This window comes from Streptococcus ratti FA-1 = DSM 20564 (assembly GCF_000286075.1).
GTDB classification, from domain to species: Bacteria; Bacillota; Bacilli; order Lactobacillales; family Streptococcaceae; genus Streptococcus; species Streptococcus ratti.
Window position 1 is genome coordinate 16452 of sequence record NZ_AJTZ01000004.1, and the last position, 17206, is coordinate 33657.

The following is a 17206-nucleotide window of genomic DNA, read 5'->3' on the forward strand; positions in this document are numbered from 1 at the left end:
AGCTTGTGCTCAATTAGGTGAAATCAGATTAAAGTTTGATTTCGACGTTAACACCGCTTGGAAGATCAAGCTTCATCAGTGCATCAACAGTTTTTTGCGTTGGGTTCACGATATCAATAAGACGTTTGTGAGTACGCATTTCAAATTGTTCGCGAGAATCTTTGTATTTGTGAGTCGCACGAATAACTGTGTAAAGACTGCGTTCAGTTGGAAGTGGTACGGGACCAGCTACGCTTGCGCCTGTACGAGTCGCTGTTTCTACGATTTTTTCTGCCGCTGTATCAAGTGTACGGTGTTCGTATGCCTTCAAACGGATACGGATTTTTTTGTTTGCCATCTTTTCTCCTCTCGTCTATTTAAAATAATAGGCTAGCTCCACAAGAAAACCGACAGTCTTTGCGTGGCAATGCAACCGAGCGTGTCGCAACCTCTTGCATCAAAGCTAAAAGCTGTTTTTACAGCACCCGATTAGTATAACAAATAAAACGTGGCATTGCAAGGGTTTTGAGGACTTTTTTTATTTTCTTCTCATGAAAGGGCTTTTAAAAAGAAACAATCTCAGACTGTCCCCTTTCTTTAACTTAATTAATCGATTTTACATATACCCTTTTGTACATATAGTATAAAAAGAGCCAGCGAAAGACATTATCAGCCAAAGTCGCAAGCCAGACACCGGATAGACCCATTCCCATGCTGATACCTAGGCAATAACCCAAGACAATACGAATGAGCCACATGCCAATGGTCGTGGCATAAAAGGGAAGCTTTGCCTTCCCCAAACCTTGCCAGACTGCAGTGAAAACCAAGGTACCTGCTGTAGCAGGACCACCGATAAAAGAATAAAACAGTACAACCAAACTAGCCTGAAGAGCTTCTTTATTGGTTGTAAAAAGAAGAGTCAGATGCCTTCCCAGAAAAAAGACAAAGGCTCCAATTAACAGCATTAATATAGTTGAGAAAATATAGGATTCCCTGATGACCTGCTGGATATCGCTTTTTTTGCCCTCCCCCAGATAATGAGCCACCAAAATAACCGTCGCCGTGGCAACTCCCATACCAGGCATGTAATTAAACTGTGTCAGGGTCTCGCCGATTGCATTCCCGGCCACTGCTTCCGTTCCCAATCTGACAATGATGGCCACGATGACAACATCCCCTGCCCGCATCATCAGCCTCTCTCCAGCCGCCGGCAGCGCAAGATCGACTAAGTTTTTGTCCAGTTTAAACCGCATATCCGCTAGAATCGCTCTAATGGGCAGCTGACTCGCCAGAACAGCTGTTCCGACAAAGCGCGAAAAAACTGTGGCAGCAGCGACGCCAGCGATACCCCAATGGCATAGAAAAACAGCAACCGCCGATAAAAGAGCATTCAACACATTGGCCAAGAAACTAGCATACATTGGCAGCTTTGCCTTCCCTTGAGCTCTCAAAACAGCACCCAAGGTGGTTTGTAAACCAAGAGTGACAATCAGACCGCCGACCAGCGCTAAATAGAGGCTTCCCGTCCGTGTCACGTCAGCAGCCGTCCCCAAAAAACGCAGCATCTGCTGACCAAAAACCAGGGATACAGCCCCTAAAATCAAACTGATAACTATTGTTATAAAAATGGATTCCGCTTCATAAAATCGTGTTTTGGCCGCATCCCGTTCACCCAGACTCTTAGCAATCAGGCTTGACACCGCTGCTCCGAGGGCAATAAAAACAGCCTGGTAAACAGTGATAATATTATTTGCAACTGAAACGCCTGAAACAGCCACCAAGCCCAGCTGCGCAACCAGATAATTATCCACAACTCCCATTAGCATCTGCAAAAGATTTTCTGCCATAGCCGGCAGTGCAAGTCCAATAATTTTCTTTCTTTGTTTCATATTCCTATACATGAAAGCCCATAACAGCCTCCGTTAAACTGACAATATCAAATCTTTTTATAGCCATCCCCAAAACAGCACTCTGGGGTGTAATCAAGGCACTAAACAAAAAAGAGCTGACCAACGTAAGCTTAACAAAGCTATTTCCCCTACTATATTAAAAACAATCCTTGTCACAATACTTTTAGTTATAATTAAAAGGCTGGAATTGTGTCCCAGCCTTTTTTTAGATTTCCAAATAAGACTCAACCGCTTTTTGCATATCAGCTGCGGCAACGACCTTTCGATGACGAACCGGGGCAGTATCAAGGCCGGCAACTGCTGCTGGCACAGTAACACCCGATAGCTCTTTTAGGTCGCGGACAGCTGCAAAGTCATCTCCTGAATCCTTGCCGGTCACCGCCTGCACTGTAACCCGCGGGAATTTATAAGGACTGGCTGTTGAAGCAATAACTGTCGGTCTTTGATCTCCTGTAGCAGCCTTATAGGCACGATAGACAGCTGAAGCAACCGCTGTATGCGGATCCTCAATATACTTATTATCCTCATAAACACGCTTGATTTCTGCAGCAGTCTCTGCCTCGCTCGTAAAACCTGCTGCAAACAAGTCCAAGATAGCCTTATCTGCATTTTCTAAGGTATACTCGCCTTTTTCTGTCAGAGCATCCATAAGCTCTTTCGTTTTGGCAGAATTATTGCCCAACAAATGGAAAATGAGCCGTTCTAAATTTGATGAAACCAAAATGTCCATGGACGGACTGGTAGTGACATAGAAGTCACGCTTTTTATCGTAGGTTCCTGTTTTAAAGAAGTCTGTCAGTACATTATTTTCATTTGAAGCACAGATTAATTTTCCAACCGGCACACCAATTTGATAGGCATAATAAGCAGCTAAGATGTTGCCAAAGTTCCCGGTCGGCACCGTAAAGTTGACCTTATCACCGTTTTGAATATCTCCGGATTTAACCAACTGTGCATAGGCATAAACATAGTAAACAACCTGAGGAATCAGGCGGCCCACATTCATCGAATTAGCAGAAGAAAACTGAGTTCCTTTTTGCAGCAGTTTATTCCGCAGCTCAGCATCGTTGAACATTTTTTTAACATTGGTCTGAGCATCATCAAAGTTTCCTTCAATCGCAACGACATGAGTATTGCTGCCCTTTTGTGTTGTCATCTGCAGTTCTTGAATTTTGCTGACCCCTCCGTGAGGATAAAAAACAATAATCTCTGTTCCTGGAACATCAGCAAAACCGGCCATAGCGGCCTTGCCTGTATCACCAGAAGTTGCTGTTAAAATGACAATTTTATTATCAACACCCTGCTTTTTCGCAGACGTTGTCAGCAGATACGGAAGAATAGACAAAGCCATATCTTTAAAAGCAATGGTTGAGCCATGAAACAGTTCCAAATTATACTGACCATTAAGCTTAACAAGCGGTGCAATCTCCGGTGTATCAAACTTATCATCATAAGCATGTGCAATGCAGTAATCCAGTTCTTCTTCGGTAAAGTCATCCAAAAAAGCAGACAGCACTAATTTTGCAACTTCCTGATAAGAAGCTGTCTTAAGCTGTTCAAAGTCCAGCTCAACCTGCGGATAAGAAACTGGGGTGAACAAGCCGCCGTCTGCTGCTAATCCCTGCAGAATAGCCTGACTGGCAGTCACAGTATTATTGGCATCTCGAGTTGATTGATAAACTAGGGTCATGATTCATCCTCTTCTATTATAGATAGCTTTTTTAGCATTATACCATAATTAAATCAAAAGAGCGCAGCTTTATTCAGCTAAGCTAAAAATCTAAGTCTGCTGAATAAATCAGTCAAAAGCTTATTTTCTCCTTTAGCAGCAGCCAGACTGTAAAAACTCAAAAAGCCGGGACATCTGCCCAGCTTTTGCGGAAAAAATTTAGCTGCCCCAGCGAGCATCTACTCCAGCAATAGAAATCCAGACCACCGCTAAAGCATTGTAAAGCAAAACAGACATTTGCACCGCACCCTCCTTTTTTCTAACACTTGATGTCACCTATATTATAACGCAAGAATTTGTTTTTGCAAGCCTATTTTAAAAGTTTTTTAAAGTTTTTGTAAATGTTATTATTTCTAACATCAAAAGTTAGTTTTAGCCTCTGATTGCTCGAAACTATGTCAGCTAATTTTTTATTTCTTTTGCTTTTAGTCAGGCTTAACCCGCTATCCCTGGCAGCAATTTTCTGTTTTGCCCCCCATCAGGAAACAGACTGATTTTAAACAATCAAAAAACATACCATGCCGGATTTATGGCAGGTATGCTGTCATTTATTAGAGCTAGGAAACAAGTTGCCTGCAAATTAAGGCACCTGTTCCCCCTGAAGACTGCTTATTTTTCACCCTTAGCAGGCTTTTTAGCAGAAGTCTGAATAGCTTTTTTAATGGTTTCAACATAGAGTTTCGCGCCTTCATCGCTGCTGTCATTATAGTGAACACCATCAGACTCCGTCCATATTTCAGAATGCGCAACAGCAGCCTTATACCAGTCTGCAACCGTGACATATTTATACTTTCTGGTCAGACTCAGCTCATAGCTGCGAACATCAGGAATGCGCTCATCTTTAGTATTGTAAGGCGTCACAATAACTAAACGGTGACCGTCCGGAAGAGCATCAATGAATTGCTGAATATTATTTTCATAGCCCTCAATAGAATTAACACCAACGGCAAGGACTACTGTCTTGGACAAACTTTTATTGGCAATATGGTTCTGGAAAATCTCATAAGCATTTTCAAAATTTCGGCTGACTGCTGCATCAACCTGCGCTTCCGGCAGAATTTCTGAGAAAGCCGAACTGGAGCGCAGTGTGACAGAGTCTCCAATAACAGTAATGTCACTGATAGCACCAGCATCACCTGCAGTAAGCGTATGCGTACGGTTCATATTGTTATCAGCCTGATTAAGGGAATCAACCAAAAGACTGGTTTCAAAAGCACCGACACTTGGTGCAGTGACGATAATCCCCAAAGCGATAACACTCAGCAAGCTAGCAAAGCCATACAACCATTTTTTATAAAGGTTCAGATGGATTTCCAGTCCTAAGAGAGAGGAGCGCTTGCCGGCAATATAAGGCTCAACAACATAATAAGAAAGTGTTGAAAAGACAAGCGAGAAAAACAAAGTGAAGAGAACCGCCAGCCAATTAGTCATCAGCTGACCAAAAATGATGTAAAAGGGCCAGTGAAAAAGATACATGCCATAGCTAATATCTGCCAGATAAGTCACAGCAGCAGGCTCTGATAAATCAGGTGTCTGGTCATGTAAAACACGGCTTGAGTAGATCATGACAGCTGTAAATAAGCTAGCCAGACCAAAACCAAACAAATAAGTAATGATATTATTAAAATCAAGTATAAAGCCTAGCAAAAAGAGCATGGCCGCACTGCCAGCCGTGTAAATAACCACGCGCTTGGTCTGCCAGAGACGGACATTTTTCTTGAACCGCTTGGTTGTCTCTTTAATCCCTGAGGTTGTCGCAAAAATAGCTCCCAGGAAAAAAGGAAAGATATGTGTCAGCGTTGAGAAGTAAATGGTAGAAAAATTACTGACAAAGAAGGCACGCACAAACATGCTGATAAAACTAAAGAGGAACAGAACTGCTGAAATCAAGAAAATCAGCCCGCGGAACTGCCGCTGATTGTTAATTTTTCTGGACAAAAACCACACCAGAATACCCCAAAAAAGGTAAAAATGCACTTCGATGGCTAAACTCCAGGTATGGACGAAAAGATGCGGAATAAACTGGCTTTCATAACTGCTGCCAGTAAAAATTTCATAAAGATTAGTGGTGAATCCCAAAACAGCAGCAATCTGCCGGCCGATATCCGCTACAAAATCTTTTCTAATTAAAAGCGTAAAAGGCATGATTACCAACACCATGATAACCAAAGGCGGAACAATGCGATAAAAGCGCCGCCGCAAAAAGCCTAAGAGATCTATTGCCTTATTTCGGGCATACTCATCAAGCAGCAGGGCCGTGATCAGATAGCCTGAAAAGGTGAAGAAGACATCCACTCCAATAAAGCCGCCCGGAAAAGCCTGCTGAAAGAAGTGATAGAATAAAACCAGAAAAAGCCCGGTAATTCTAACAAAAGAAAACCATTTTATTCTCATTTTTGATAAATTCCCTGTTTAAACTTTCCTTTATAAATTTTCTTGTCCTTAGCAATCAGTTTGCCTTGACCATCAGCCTGACCCTTTTTGAACTCTCCAGTATAGGACCAGCCCATACCGGATTTAAAGGTGCCATGACCGTTGAAAACACCGTTAACAAAATTTCCCTCATAAACATCTCCGTTAGGATAGGTCAGCTTGCCTTGACCGTTCATCCGATTATTAAGAACATAACCCGTATATCGAATCTTGCCATTTTCATAGGTCAGCGTTGCCTTGCTTCCAAATTTAACGCTAAAAACAGATAAACCGCATACAACGATGACAATGGCTGCTAATAATTCTAATTTTTCTCTTGTTATCTGTATCTTTTTCATCTTATCCATTCAACTCTCTGTTAATAATGCCATTTTACTACAATTTGAAAATATAACAAGGTGCAGCTAATCCATTTTCCCCAGCCAAACTTGACAGCCCTTTTTGACTAGGCGGTAGGTTTCTTCAAAATCGCCTGTATAATAAGGATCTGGAACTCCGCCATCAGCAAATAGGAAGATTTTATCATCAAACTGACCCTTTGACATTTTCTTTAAATCATGGACATTTGCACGATCCATACCAATAATAAAATCAAAATAACGAAAGTCCGTCATGCTGATTTGCTGAGATCTTTTAGCAGAATCATAGGCGATATGATATTTTTTGAAAATTCTCTGTGTTCCGCGGTGAATGGGATTGCCGTGCTCCCAGCCAGAAGTAGCTCGGCTGGCAATTTCAACATTATCAGAAGCTGCAGCTTTCATGACAAACTCGGCCATGGGACTGCGGCAGATATTTCCCAAGCAAACAAAACAAAACTTCTTCATATTTATAATTCCCTTTAGCTGTTACACATCTCAGTTATCTTCTATATAATCATAGCCCAAGTGCTCATAGGCTTTAGCTGTTGCCACACGGCCGCTGCGAGTTCTCATCATAAACCCCTTTTGAATGAGATAGGGTTCATACATATCTTCAACGGTTTCCCGCTCTTCGGCAATATTGACCGACAGCGTTCCCAGACCGACAGGCCCGCCCTGATACATTTCAATCATTGTTTTAAGAATCTTCTGGTCAATATAATCCAGTCCTTCATGATCCACATCAAGCATAGTCAGAGCCTTATCCGTTATTTTATCATCAATCAGACCATCTCCCATAATCTGAGCGTAATCACGCACGCGCTTTAAGAGACGGTTAGCAATACGCGGAGTCCCGCGGGAGCGTCTAGCCAATTCCAGAGAAGCCTGATGGGTAATTTCCATCTCAAAAATATCCGCCGTTCGCTCTACAATCTCTGTTAGGTCAGTTTCTGTATAGTATTCCATGTGCCCTGTAATACCAAAGCGCGCCCGCAAAGGATTAGAGAGCATACCGGCACGTGTTGTTGCACCAATCAGCGTGAAAGGCGGCAAGTCAAGATGTACGCTGCGAGAGGTCTCCCCAGCACCAATCATAATGTCAATGTAAAAATCCTCCATGGCCGAATACAGCACTTCTTCAACAGCCATCGGCATTCGGTGAATTTCATCAATAAAAAGCACGTCACCAGGTTCTAATTCATTGAGGACAGCTACCAAATCGCCAGCCTTCTCAATAGCCGGTCCGCTTGTTTGCTTGAGATTGACACCCAATTCATTAGCGATAACAAAAGCCATGGTAGTCTTGCCGAGCCCCGGAGGGCCAAAGAGCAGCACATGATCCAGCGCCTCATCGCGCTGTTTGGCAGCCTCAATAAAAATCTTCAGCTGAGCCTTTACCTTATCTTGACCAATATATTCCTGTAAATACTGCGGGCGCAGAGTTCGTTCCGCAAACTCTTCGTCGCCCATAAGCTCATTATCTAAAATTCTAGTCATAGTTTAATTGTATCATCTTGCAGGCAAAAGAAAAAGACAAAAATCAGTCTTCGCTAAAAATTTAAAAAGCTCTGCAAAAAAAGAAAGACCTTTGCTGAGAGGCAAAAATCTTTCTCCTTTTGACCTAAGACCGCTTCCAGTACTTCTGGTAGTTCTATTTAGAGAACTATACGGTCTTATGCTGTTCAAAGAGCCTTATCTGGAAGTTTTAGTGTTCACAAACTAGATTCCCCACCAGTCAAGAGCTCTTAAAACGGTTGAAAAAATGGTAGCCATATCCTTCTTCTCCTTTCTTTTTTGATGTTATTCATTATAAAATATCGGAGAAGAAAAGAACAGGACATCTATGTCCTGTTTTGGTAGTCCTTCTGCCACTCTCTTTCTAACTTTTCTCTTAATGTGGTATTTTCAGTTAATTTCGCAAACAAAATAGCCGAGTCATAGCTTTTTCTTGCTTCTGCTTCATTATTCTCTGCCAACAGATAATACTTCCATTCAAGTATACTGACAATGGGTTTCTTTTGAAAATCAGAGGTCCTTACCATGATATCATTGGCAACTGCAATCAGCTCCTTGATAATGTCATATTTTTCTAAAAGAAGGAGAATGCCAAAATTATTTAATAAAACGTTATTCAGCACAAATAAATCTTCCACGGGCAGGTAATCACTCTGTTTTAAAAGGACCTGCATCAGCTTATGATACTTATCCAAATCAAAAATATCCATACGTAAATCACTGATCGTTAGGCAGGAAAAATAAAGATCAATGATGATTAAATCATTCACCTGATAGCGTTTGCGCATTAAAATCTGATCAAAGTAATCGTTTAAAATTCCGACCCCAAAATCAATATTTTGGCTCAAATGAATATCTAATTTTGACTGAAGAGCATCAATCACAAGCTGCTCTTCCTCAGGCAGGGTGTCATAAAAATGATTAAAAATCTCATCAAAATAAACCTCCCTTTCAGCCAGCTTTTCCTGATCGCCGTAGGTCGGTGTTCTCAGCAACAGATATTTCAGTTCCTTGTAACGGTTCGGCAGATCAATATTTCTTCCATCCGTCAGATAATCCAGTGTTACACCTAAGCGCTCAGCAATATAAACAGCCTTTCTGAGCGTAGGCACTGATTCCCCCGACTCAATCCTTGTCAGCTGCCGCATAGACAGCTCAGACTCATCTTGACAGAAAACTTCTTTGGTCAGTCCCTTTTCTAACCGCAGACGTTTTACTCTCTCCCCAAAATCTTCTAAAATAAAATCTCTTTCTCATTTTTTATTATTCTATCATAAGTCTATAATATAGTAAATTTCTCTGATATGTCAGCTGATTTTTATTCATTTGAATCCGTAAACGCAAAAAAACTGCGACTGTTGTCACAGCTTTCTGCAGTCTGTTAATCTTCCAAACCGATACGTTTGAAAATCTCATCTACGCGTTTAGTGTAATAAACCGGATTGAAGATCTCGTCGATTTCGTCTTGGCTCAGGCGGGAAGTGACTTCTGGGTCTGCTTCCAGCAGCGGTTTGAAGTCCACTTGATTGTCCCAAGACTGAGCCGTTTTAGGCTGAACAAGGTCGTAGGCTTCTTCGCGGGTCATGCCTTTTTCAATCAAGGTCAGCATGGCACGCTGGCTGAAGATAAGCCCAAAGGTAGAGCCCATGTTGCGCTTCATGTTTTCTGGGAAGACCGTCAGATTCTTGACGATATTGCCGAAGCGGTTGAGCATGTAGTCAATGAGAATGGTCGTATCAGGCGTGATAATGCGCTCCGCTGATGAGTGGGAAATATCGCGTTCATGCCAAAGTGACACGTTTTCGTAAGCTGTTACCATATGACCACGAATCACACGCGCAAGACCTGTCATATTTTCTGAACCGATTGGGTTGCGTTTGTGAGGCATAGCTGAGCTACCTTTTTGCCCCTTAGCGAAGAATTCTTCAACTTCACGTTGTTCAGATTTTTGCAGACCACGGATTTCAGTTGCCATACGTTCAATTGATGTTGCAATGCTGGCTAGAACTGCAAAGTATTCTGCGTGCAAATCACGTGGTAAGACTTGGGTTGAAATTTCTTGTGCACGAATACCTAATTTATCGCAGACGTATTTTTCTACGAACGGCGGGATATTAGCAAAATTCCCAACAGCCCCAGAGATTTTACCAGCTTCAACGCCAGCTGCCGCATGCTCAAAACGCTCGATATTCCGCTTCATTTCGCTGTACCAAGTCGCAAGCTTAAGGCCAAAAGTCGTTGGTTCCGCATGGACACCATGGGTACGTCCCATCATGATGGTAAACTTGTGCTCACGCGCCTTATCCGCAATAATATTGAGGAAATTAGCCAAATCCTTGCGAATGATGTCGTTAGCCTGCTTGTAGAGGTAGCCATAAGCCGTGTCCACCACGTCTGTCGAGGTCAGCCCAAAGTGAACCCACTTGCGCTCCTCACCCAAGGTCTCAGAGACCGCACGGGTAAAGGCTACCACATCGTGTCGGGTTTGCTGCTCAATCTCCAAAATACGGTCGATATCAAAATCCGCCTTCTCGCGAATCTTGGCCACGTCCTCTTTAGGAATTTCTCCCAATTCAGCCCAAGCTTCGTCAGCGAGGATTTCCACCTCTAACCAAGCCTTGTACTTGTTCTCTTCACTCCAAATGTTCGCCATCTCAGGGCGTGAATAACGTGTTAGCATGATTTACTCCTTTATTTTTCTCAGTTTATTAAGCCTTTCTTGAAAAACATTACATTTTGACTTTGCATTACCTGCTGAAGATTTTTCTAAATAGTATAGCCCTTGCCGTAAAATTTCTTCCTCATCAGAAATTCTTTTTTGCTTTCTATAAATGATTGCCAATCTCATAAATGGATTAGGGGGAGGAATCTCTCCTTCTGCCAAACTAATTTTTATTGCTGATAAGTAAGCTAATTCTGCATTATCAAAAGACTTAGCTTGTTCAAAAGATTTACCAAGAAATTGATCCTCTACATAATCCCCTGTAGATTTAAATGAAGCAACTTTAGAAACTCTATCAGTATCTTCAAAATGATAAATTATTTTTCCTTCCACATCATAACTTTTTCTTGCTCTATGCTTTCGTACGATTTCATTATACTTTTCTAATTGCTCCTTACCTAAATTAGTTAGCTCCCAACCATTCAATATTTTCTTTTCATTTAAATAGTTAATCTCATTTTGAAAATCTAATCCGTACTGATAAAGAAAATATTTTGGAATATTGTTCTTATTTGTTTTGGAGTTACTAAGCCACCATAACATTATTATGTGCCCAAATATTAGCTTATACTCACTATCCAAACTACTCATATATTCCTTAGCTACTAAAGTAGCCGGAAAACTACGATATTCTTTCAAAATCCTAGAACATTCTTCTTCACTAGGCAAATACGGCATTCGACTATAGTTATTTGAGGTATATAGTTCCTCAAGTTTTTTCCTACTAGATTTAATTTTAAAAAAATCAAATAAACCCATCAACTTTCCTCTATCCTCAAGTTCAAAACTTCTCAGCACTGTCTGCATCTTTTTCCAATACCGTCACATGTCCCATTTTACGATTCAATGCTCAGCGCTTTTTCTAAATCTTGGAAATACTTCTTTTGCTGTTTCCTTAGATAAAACCAGACCAAAGGCTTCATAAAACTATTTTTGACTGTAACTTCTTCTGTAAAATCCAGAATTGTTTGACCTTCATGATAATCAAACCGTCCTAGCCAAGTGCCTTGGAGATTTTTATTTTCAAACTCAAGCTCCCAGACCTTGTGCAAATCAACTTTGGTCACCTTAAAATTTGTCTGAATATCATTTTGAGTGTATTCAATAAAATGGGTCTCGTCTATCTTTTCAAATTGACCAAGATCACTTCTCCAGGTTTGATTTGATAAGTCAGTGACAAGTTCCCATACCTTATCAATGGGATAGGAAAAACTTGCTTTCCTATTAGATTTTACCATAAATTCGCTCCCTTTTAACGACTAATTTAATACTAAATCAGCATAAATGCAGCACATATGCCTGAAAAAATGTTAGCTACTGCATGACTAACCCAGCTTGGAATAATAGAGCCTTTGGCTAATTTTTCATTAAAATAGCCCATTCCATAAGCAATTCCAAATACAAAAACTGTAATTATTGCCGTTGAAAGAATATCCAAAGATTTTAAAAACATCAAACCATGTAGTAAGGCAAAGCACAATGATTGAATGACATTAGCCAAGCGAAATGCCATCTTTTGCAACAGACGCTTCAATAAAAATCCTCTAAAAAACAATTCTTCCGGCAAGGCAGTGTTAAATATCCCATAAATTAGAATAGCGGGCAGAACCTTAAAGCCACCACCTCGAAAAACGGTTATTGCTGTCGATAGCCCTTTTAAGCGGAATAAGATAAAAAGGGAGACCAATGAAAAGAGAGCTGTCACCACCAACAGGGGCACAAATAATAATTTAAGATCATGTTTACTAACTTTCTTAAATCCCAGCCAACTTAGAAAATGAGCATTTTTTCTGTCTTTGCTAAGCCAATAGATAAAGGGAAGAGCAGCAAATAATACTATTTCTAAAAGGCTACTGACAACTTTTTGGATGAATAGTTCCATTGTTAACCTCCTGATACCTATCTACCACCTCAGCATCTTCTGTCAATTACAGGGCCTTTTTGATTTACTCATTCACCGCTAGTTGTGCCGCTTTCTCCGCATGGATAACGGTTGTGTCATAAAGGGGGAGGTCTGTATCTGCTTGTTTGACCAAGAGACCAATTTCTGTGCAGCCGAGGATAACGGCTTCTGCGCCAGCTTTTTTCAAATCATCAATGATGGCAAGGTAAGTTTGTTTTGAGCTGTCTTTGATGTCTCCCAGACACAGCTCATCATAGATGATTCGGTTGACCTCAGCAATGCCTGTTTGATCTGGAACCAACACTTCCAATCCTGCTTCAAGCAGTTTGTCCTTGTAAAAATCTTGAGTCATGGTGTACTTGGTGCCCAAGAGACCAACCTTTTGAATGCCATTTTCAAGAAGAGACTCAGCAGTCGCCTGCGCAATGTGCAGAATCGGAATAGTGATTTTTTCTTGAATCTGCGGAGCCACCTTGTGCATGGTATTGGTGCAGATGACAATGAAGTCCGCACCAGCCTGCTCCAGCTTCTGGGCAATTTTGCTCAGCACTTCCGCACTCTTAGCCCAGTCGCCGCTTGCCTGATAGTGCTCAATCTCTGCAAAGTCAACACTGTAAAGCAGAATTTTGGCCGAATGCAGCCCGCCAAGCTCATTTTTGATTGTCTCGTTGATGAGCTGATAATAGGAAGTCGTACTCTCCCAGCTCATACCACCGATAAGACCGATTGTTTTCATATAGTTCCTTCTACTTGCTCAAAAAATAATCACATATACGAGGAGCTGCTAAATTTTTAGGATAGCCTACTCCATAATTCTTTTTCGTAAGACTACAATATCCCTTACTATCAATCTGATAAATATAACTATTAATCTCTCCTGCTAATGTCGTAAAATAAATCGTAACTTTGTTAGGAACATGCTCAAAATTTGCTTTACCTTCAAGTAAATGTGTCTGTATTTCATTTTGATGTGCCTTTGAAATTATATATATTTTCTGATCCACATCCAGTTTTGGTATAATTTCACAACTTTCATTCTCTCCAAATATTATATGAAGATTGAAAATTGGTTGAACATTTACAATTTCAACCGAGCAAATTTTATCTCTTTTATTGTCCGATGCATAGGATTTTTCAAAGCCATTCGGTTCAACAAACTGATTTTTTTGATTCTTTTTTACAAGATAATACCAATGTTTGTCATCAAAATATACTCTACAATTAGGTTTTATAAGCTGGTAATCATAACTTAAAACAAATTCTGGACGATATTTTAATAACTCTCTGTGTTTTTCTTGGGATATTTGAAAATGTATTACTAGTACTGATATAACAATGCCAGATATACTACCATAAAAACTTAACCAATCCCCTAAACTAGAATTCAAATATTTCGATATAAAAGATAGAACAACAGAAAATATTGGACCCAACAAAATGATAAATATGAATAAAAAGATAAATATCCTAAAATTTTCCCTAAAATATTTAATCATATTCTGCTCCTCCTAAAAATCCATCCCTTCCCCAAACTCCCTCACTTTATTCGCATCTTCTGCGAACACCGTCACATGTCCCATTTTGCGGTTGTGTTTGGCTTCTGCTTTGCCGTAAAGGTGGAGGTGGGCGCTAGGATTTTCTGCGACGTAGTGCTCAGCTTTTTCGACATGCTGGCCGAGGACGTTGAGCATGACAGCTGGGGCGTGGAGGTGGATTTGAGGAAGGGGTGCGCCGAGCACGCCTAGGATATGGGTGTCAAATTGTGAGAAGTCGCAGGCTTCGATGGAGTAGTGACCTGAATTGTGGGGGCGCGGCGCGATTTCGTTGACGAGGATGTCGTCAGCTGTCGCAAACATTTCTACGCAGAGGGTGCCTGAGAGATGGAGCTTTTTGGCAATTTGTACCGCCATGCTCTTGGCTTTCTCAGCCAGTTGGTCTGAGATACGGGCTGGGACAATGGTTTTTGAGAGGATATTGTTGCGGTGGATATTTTCCTGAACAGGAAAAACCGTCACGTCCTTGCCATTGCCTGACACGATGACCGAAATTTCGAGGTTGAAATCCACAAACTCTTCCAAGACGCACTCGGCCGAGTTTGCTAATTGGTTCGCGGCAGCTAAATCGTCGCTGGTCTTGATGACGACTTGACCGTGGCCATCATAACCGCCCGTGGCCGTTTTCAAGACGTAAGTCTTGCCCAAATCCAAATCCTCCAAGTCCAGGCTGGAAGTCACCACCTTGTAGGGGGCGACCGTCACGCCGGCCTTGTTGGCGAGGAAGTCTTTCTCAAAAATACGGTTTTGCGAAATGCGCAGCAGGTCAGTTCCCTGCGGCAGCTGACCGTCTCCTACAACCACGTCCAATCCGTCGGCATCGACATTCTCAAACTCATAGGTCAGCACGTCGCAGCGTGCAGCCAATTGGCGCAAAGCGTCCACGTCGTCGTAAGGCGCCACAATCATGTCAGACACGCGCGAGGCAGGACAGTCCGCTGTCGGATCCAGCGTCACCACCTTGTGCCCCATGTAAATAGCGGAAATGGCCATCATCTGACCCAGCTGCCCGCCGCCGATAATACCAATGGTTTTAGTCGAGTTCATCTGTTGAGGCCTCCGCAACTTTTCCTTGTTCCTCTGCGAAATGGGCTAGCGCTGCTGCCAAATCTTGATCTTCAATCGAGAGAATGCGCAGGGCAGTCAGGGCAGCATTGGTAGCTCCCGCTTCCCCAATGGCCATGGTTGCCACAGGCACGCCGCCCGGCATTTGCACAATAGAGTAGAGGGAATCAAGTCCACTAAGAGCACGTGATTTGACAGGTACACCGATAACGGGCAGCGTTGTTTTGGCTGCTACCATCCCCGGCAAGTGCGCTGCACCGCCAGCACCGGCAATGATGACTTTGATGCCGCGCTCACGTGCTTCCTCTGCATGTTTGAACATGAGGTCAGGTGTGCGGTGGGCAGAGACGACTTTTTTCTCATAGGCCACACCGAACTTATCTAAAACTTCAGCTGTTTTTTGCATGGTTGCCCAATCGGATTTGGAGCCCATGATAATGGAAATAATTGGTTTCACGATTTTCTCCTTTTTCAAGCCCGCCTTAGGCTGTGAGGTCGTCGTGAGCTTTCTTGCGTGTGTTGCTGCACTTTTCTTCTCGTCTTTTCTTAAAAGTCGAGGAAAAGCTAGCAACACATCTTAGAAATCTCCCTGACTAAGTTTGTAGCCCAAAGGTCTACAAACTTCCCTAAATACCACAGCGGCGGCGGGCTTGGTTTCATAGCGACCTGCGGTCGCTTATTGCTGTCGCTGTTAGTCTTTTATGGCCTTGCTTCCGATGTCATGTCGGTAAAAGAGGCCTGTGGTGTTTTGTTTATCAAGCTGGGCGTAAATTTTGTCCTGCGCAGCTTTGACGGTATCGGCTGTGGTAACGAGCATATAGACGCGTCCGCCGTTTGACAGCAAGGCTTTGCTATTGCCATCAAACTTAGCCCCTGCATAGTAGGTGATAATGTCGCCGTCAGTCTTTTCTGGCAGAGGCAGGCCTTTTTCGTAGGCGAGCGGATAGCCATCTGAAGCGACCACTACACCGAGGGTAACGCCCGCGTCCAGCCAAGTGATGTCAGGCGCCTTGCCAGCCAAAATGTCCGTGATGTTCTGCGCAAAGTCAGAAGTCAGACGCGGTAGGATAATCTGGGTCTCGGGATCGCCAAAGCGGGAGTTGAACTCAATAACCTTAGGACCATCAGCCGTCAGGATAAGCCCCGCGTAAAGCACGCCCAGATAAGGACGTCCTTCCTTAATCATGCCCTCAAGCACGGGCTTGATAATAGAATCAACCGACTGGTCAATCACGCTTTGAGACAGGTGAGGGACAGGAGCGTAGGCCCCCATACCGCCTGTGTTTGGTCCCTTGTCGCCGTCATAGGCACGCTTGTGATCCTGCGCCGCAGGCATGATGTAGAACTTGTCGCCATTGACAAAGGCAAAGAGGGAGAACTCCTCACCGTCGAGAAATTCTTCAATCACCACACGCGCACCGGAGTCGCCAAACTTATTGTCCAGCAGCATCTCATGCGCTGCTTCGACCGCCTGCTCCACGGTTTCTGCCACAACCACGCCTTTACCTAGCGCTAAGCCATCCGCCTTGACCACGATAGGAGCCCCCTGCTTTTCGATATAAGCTTTTGCTTCCTCGAAGTCGGAAAATGTGCCATAGGCTGCTGTCGGAACGCCGTATTTAACCATGATTTCCTTAGCAAAATCCTTGGACCACTCCAGCTCCGCTGCTAACTTAGTCGGACCAAAAGCTTTAAGCCCAGCCTGATTAAAATCATCAACGATACCAGCTGCTAAAGCGTCATCAGGACCGATAAAGGTCCAAGCGATGTCATTCGCTTTAGCAAAGTCAATCAGCTTAGAATGTTCGGAAATTCCGATATTAACCAAATCCACCCCATCAAGCGTCATGCCATCATTTCCAGGAGCCACAAAGACCTGCTCCACCTGCGGAGACGCCAACAATTTCTTAGCAATCGCATGCTCACGACCGCCAGAACCAACAACCAAAAGTTTCATAAACAAGATACCAAGAGCGAACAGAAAAGCAGCAGAATTTTAGGAAATCAACGCAGTGTGCGGGCACACAAGGCGATT

18 protein-coding genes are annotated in these 17206 nt (G+C 42.7%); all 18 read right to left on the reverse strand.

Features of this window, described 5'->3' with window-relative positions:
* Positions 1–28: 28 nt before the first annotated feature.
* The 18 genes from rpsJ to purD all read right to left on the reverse strand — a co-directional run bounded on the left by rpsJ (position 29) and on the right by purD (position 17128).
* Positions 29–337 (reverse strand): 30S ribosomal protein S10, encoded by a 309-nt coding sequence (gene rpsJ, locus SRA_RS01725; RefSeq protein ID WP_002262341.1) that lies wholly within the window; start codon positions 335–337, stop codon positions 29–31.
* Between the two features lie 244 nt (positions 338–581).
* The gene (locus SRA_RS01730; protein WP_003090540.1) at positions 582–1868 is read right to left on the reverse strand and encodes an MATE family efflux transporter; all 1287 of its coding nucleotides are present in this window, start codon (positions 1866–1868) and stop codon (positions 582–584) included.
* 226 nt (positions 1869–2094) lie between these two features.
* Positions 2095–3579 (reverse strand): threonine synthase, encoded by a 1485-nt coding sequence (gene thrC, locus SRA_RS01735; RefSeq protein WP_003086918.1) that lies wholly within the window; start codon positions 3577–3579, stop codon positions 2095–2097.
* A gap of 648 nt (positions 3580–4227) precedes the next feature.
* Positions 4228–6012 carry an acyltransferase family protein gene (locus SRA_RS01740; protein ID WP_003086923.1) on the reverse strand — a complete coding sequence of 595 codons (1785 nt, stop codon included), beginning with the start codon at positions 6010–6012 and terminating at the stop codon, positions 4228–4230.
* Positions 6009–6389 carry an MORN repeat-containing protein gene (locus SRA_RS01745; protein WP_003090541.1) on the reverse strand — a complete coding sequence of 127 codons (381 nt, stop codon included), beginning with the start codon at positions 6387–6389 and terminating at the stop codon, positions 6009–6011. Before SRA_RS01745 ends, SRA_RS01740 begins: the two co-directional genes overlap by 4 nt.
* Before the next feature lie 66 nt (positions 6390–6455).
* Positions 6456–6878 carry a low molecular weight protein-tyrosine-phosphatase gene (locus tag SRA_RS01750; protein ID WP_003086927.1) on the reverse strand — a complete coding sequence of 141 codons (423 nt, stop codon included), beginning with the start codon at positions 6876–6878 and terminating at the stop codon, positions 6456–6458.
* A 30-nt stretch (positions 6879–6908) separates the two neighbouring features.
* Positions 6909–7910, reverse strand: a complete 1002-nt coding sequence (gene ruvB / locus SRA_RS01755) for a Holliday junction branch migration DNA helicase RuvB (protein ID WP_003086929.1) — start codon at positions 7908–7910, stop codon at positions 6909–6911.
* A 344-nt stretch (positions 7911–8254) separates the two neighbouring features.
* Positions 8255–9169 carry a helix-turn-helix domain-containing protein gene (locus SRA_RS01760; protein WP_003090542.1) on the reverse strand — a complete coding sequence of 305 codons (915 nt, stop codon included), beginning with the start codon at positions 9167–9169 and terminating at the stop codon, positions 8255–8257.
* Between the two features lie 140 nt (positions 9170–9309).
* Positions 9310–10608, reverse strand: coding sequence for an adenylosuccinate lyase (purB, locus tag SRA_RS01765; RefSeq protein WP_003086936.1), 1299 nt, complete (start codon positions 10606–10608; stop codon positions 9310–9312).
* A 3-nt stretch (positions 10609–10611) separates the two neighbouring features.
* A complete protein-coding gene (locus SRA_RS01770; protein ID WP_225310761.1) occupies positions 10612–11409 on the reverse strand; it encodes a hypothetical protein in 798 nt (265 codons plus the stop codon).
* A 22-nt stretch (positions 11410–11431) separates the two neighbouring features.
* A complete protein-coding gene (locus SRA_RS10510; protein ID WP_162129578.1) occupies positions 11432–11485 on the reverse strand; it encodes a hypothetical protein in 54 nt (17 codons plus the stop codon).
* 1 nt (position 11486) lies between these two features.
* The gene (locus SRA_RS01775; RefSeq protein ID WP_003086941.1) at positions 11487–11888 is read right to left on the reverse strand and encodes an SRPBCC family protein; all 402 of its coding nucleotides are present in this window, start codon (positions 11886–11888) and stop codon (positions 11487–11489) included.
* Between the two features lie 32 nt (positions 11889–11920).
* The gene (locus SRA_RS01780; RefSeq protein ID WP_003086942.1) at positions 11921–12532 is read right to left on the reverse strand and encodes a CPBP family intramembrane glutamic endopeptidase; all 612 of its coding nucleotides are present in this window, start codon (positions 12530–12532) and stop codon (positions 11921–11923) included.
* Between the two features lie 64 nt (positions 12533–12596).
* On the reverse strand, positions 12597–13289 hold the full coding sequence (locus SRA_RS01785; protein ID WP_003086943.1) for an aspartate/glutamate racemase family protein: 693 nt from the start codon (positions 13287–13289) through the stop codon (positions 12597–12599).
* A 10-nt stretch (positions 13290–13299) separates the two neighbouring features.
* Complete coding sequence (locus tag SRA_RS01790; RefSeq protein ID WP_003086944.1) at positions 13300–14049, reverse strand: hypothetical protein; 750 nt, start codon at positions 14047–14049, stop codon at positions 13300–13302.
* A gap of 12 nt (positions 14050–14061) precedes the next feature.
* Positions 14062–15153, reverse strand: a complete 1092-nt coding sequence (gene purK / locus SRA_RS01795) for a 5-(carboxyamino)imidazole ribonucleotide synthase (protein WP_003086945.1) — start codon at positions 15151–15153, stop codon at positions 14062–14064.
* Positions 15140–15628 carry a 5-(carboxyamino)imidazole ribonucleotide mutase gene (purE, locus tag SRA_RS01800; RefSeq protein WP_003086947.1) on the reverse strand — a complete coding sequence of 163 codons (489 nt, stop codon included), beginning with the start codon at positions 15626–15628 and terminating at the stop codon, positions 15140–15142. Before purE ends, purK begins: the two co-directional genes overlap by 14 nt.
* Before the next feature lie 234 nt (positions 15629–15862).
* Positions 15863–17128, reverse strand: coding sequence for a phosphoribosylamine--glycine ligase (gene purD / locus SRA_RS01805; protein WP_003086948.1), 1266 nt, complete (start codon positions 17126–17128; stop codon positions 15863–15865).
* Positions 17129–17206: the final 78 nt, after the last annotated feature.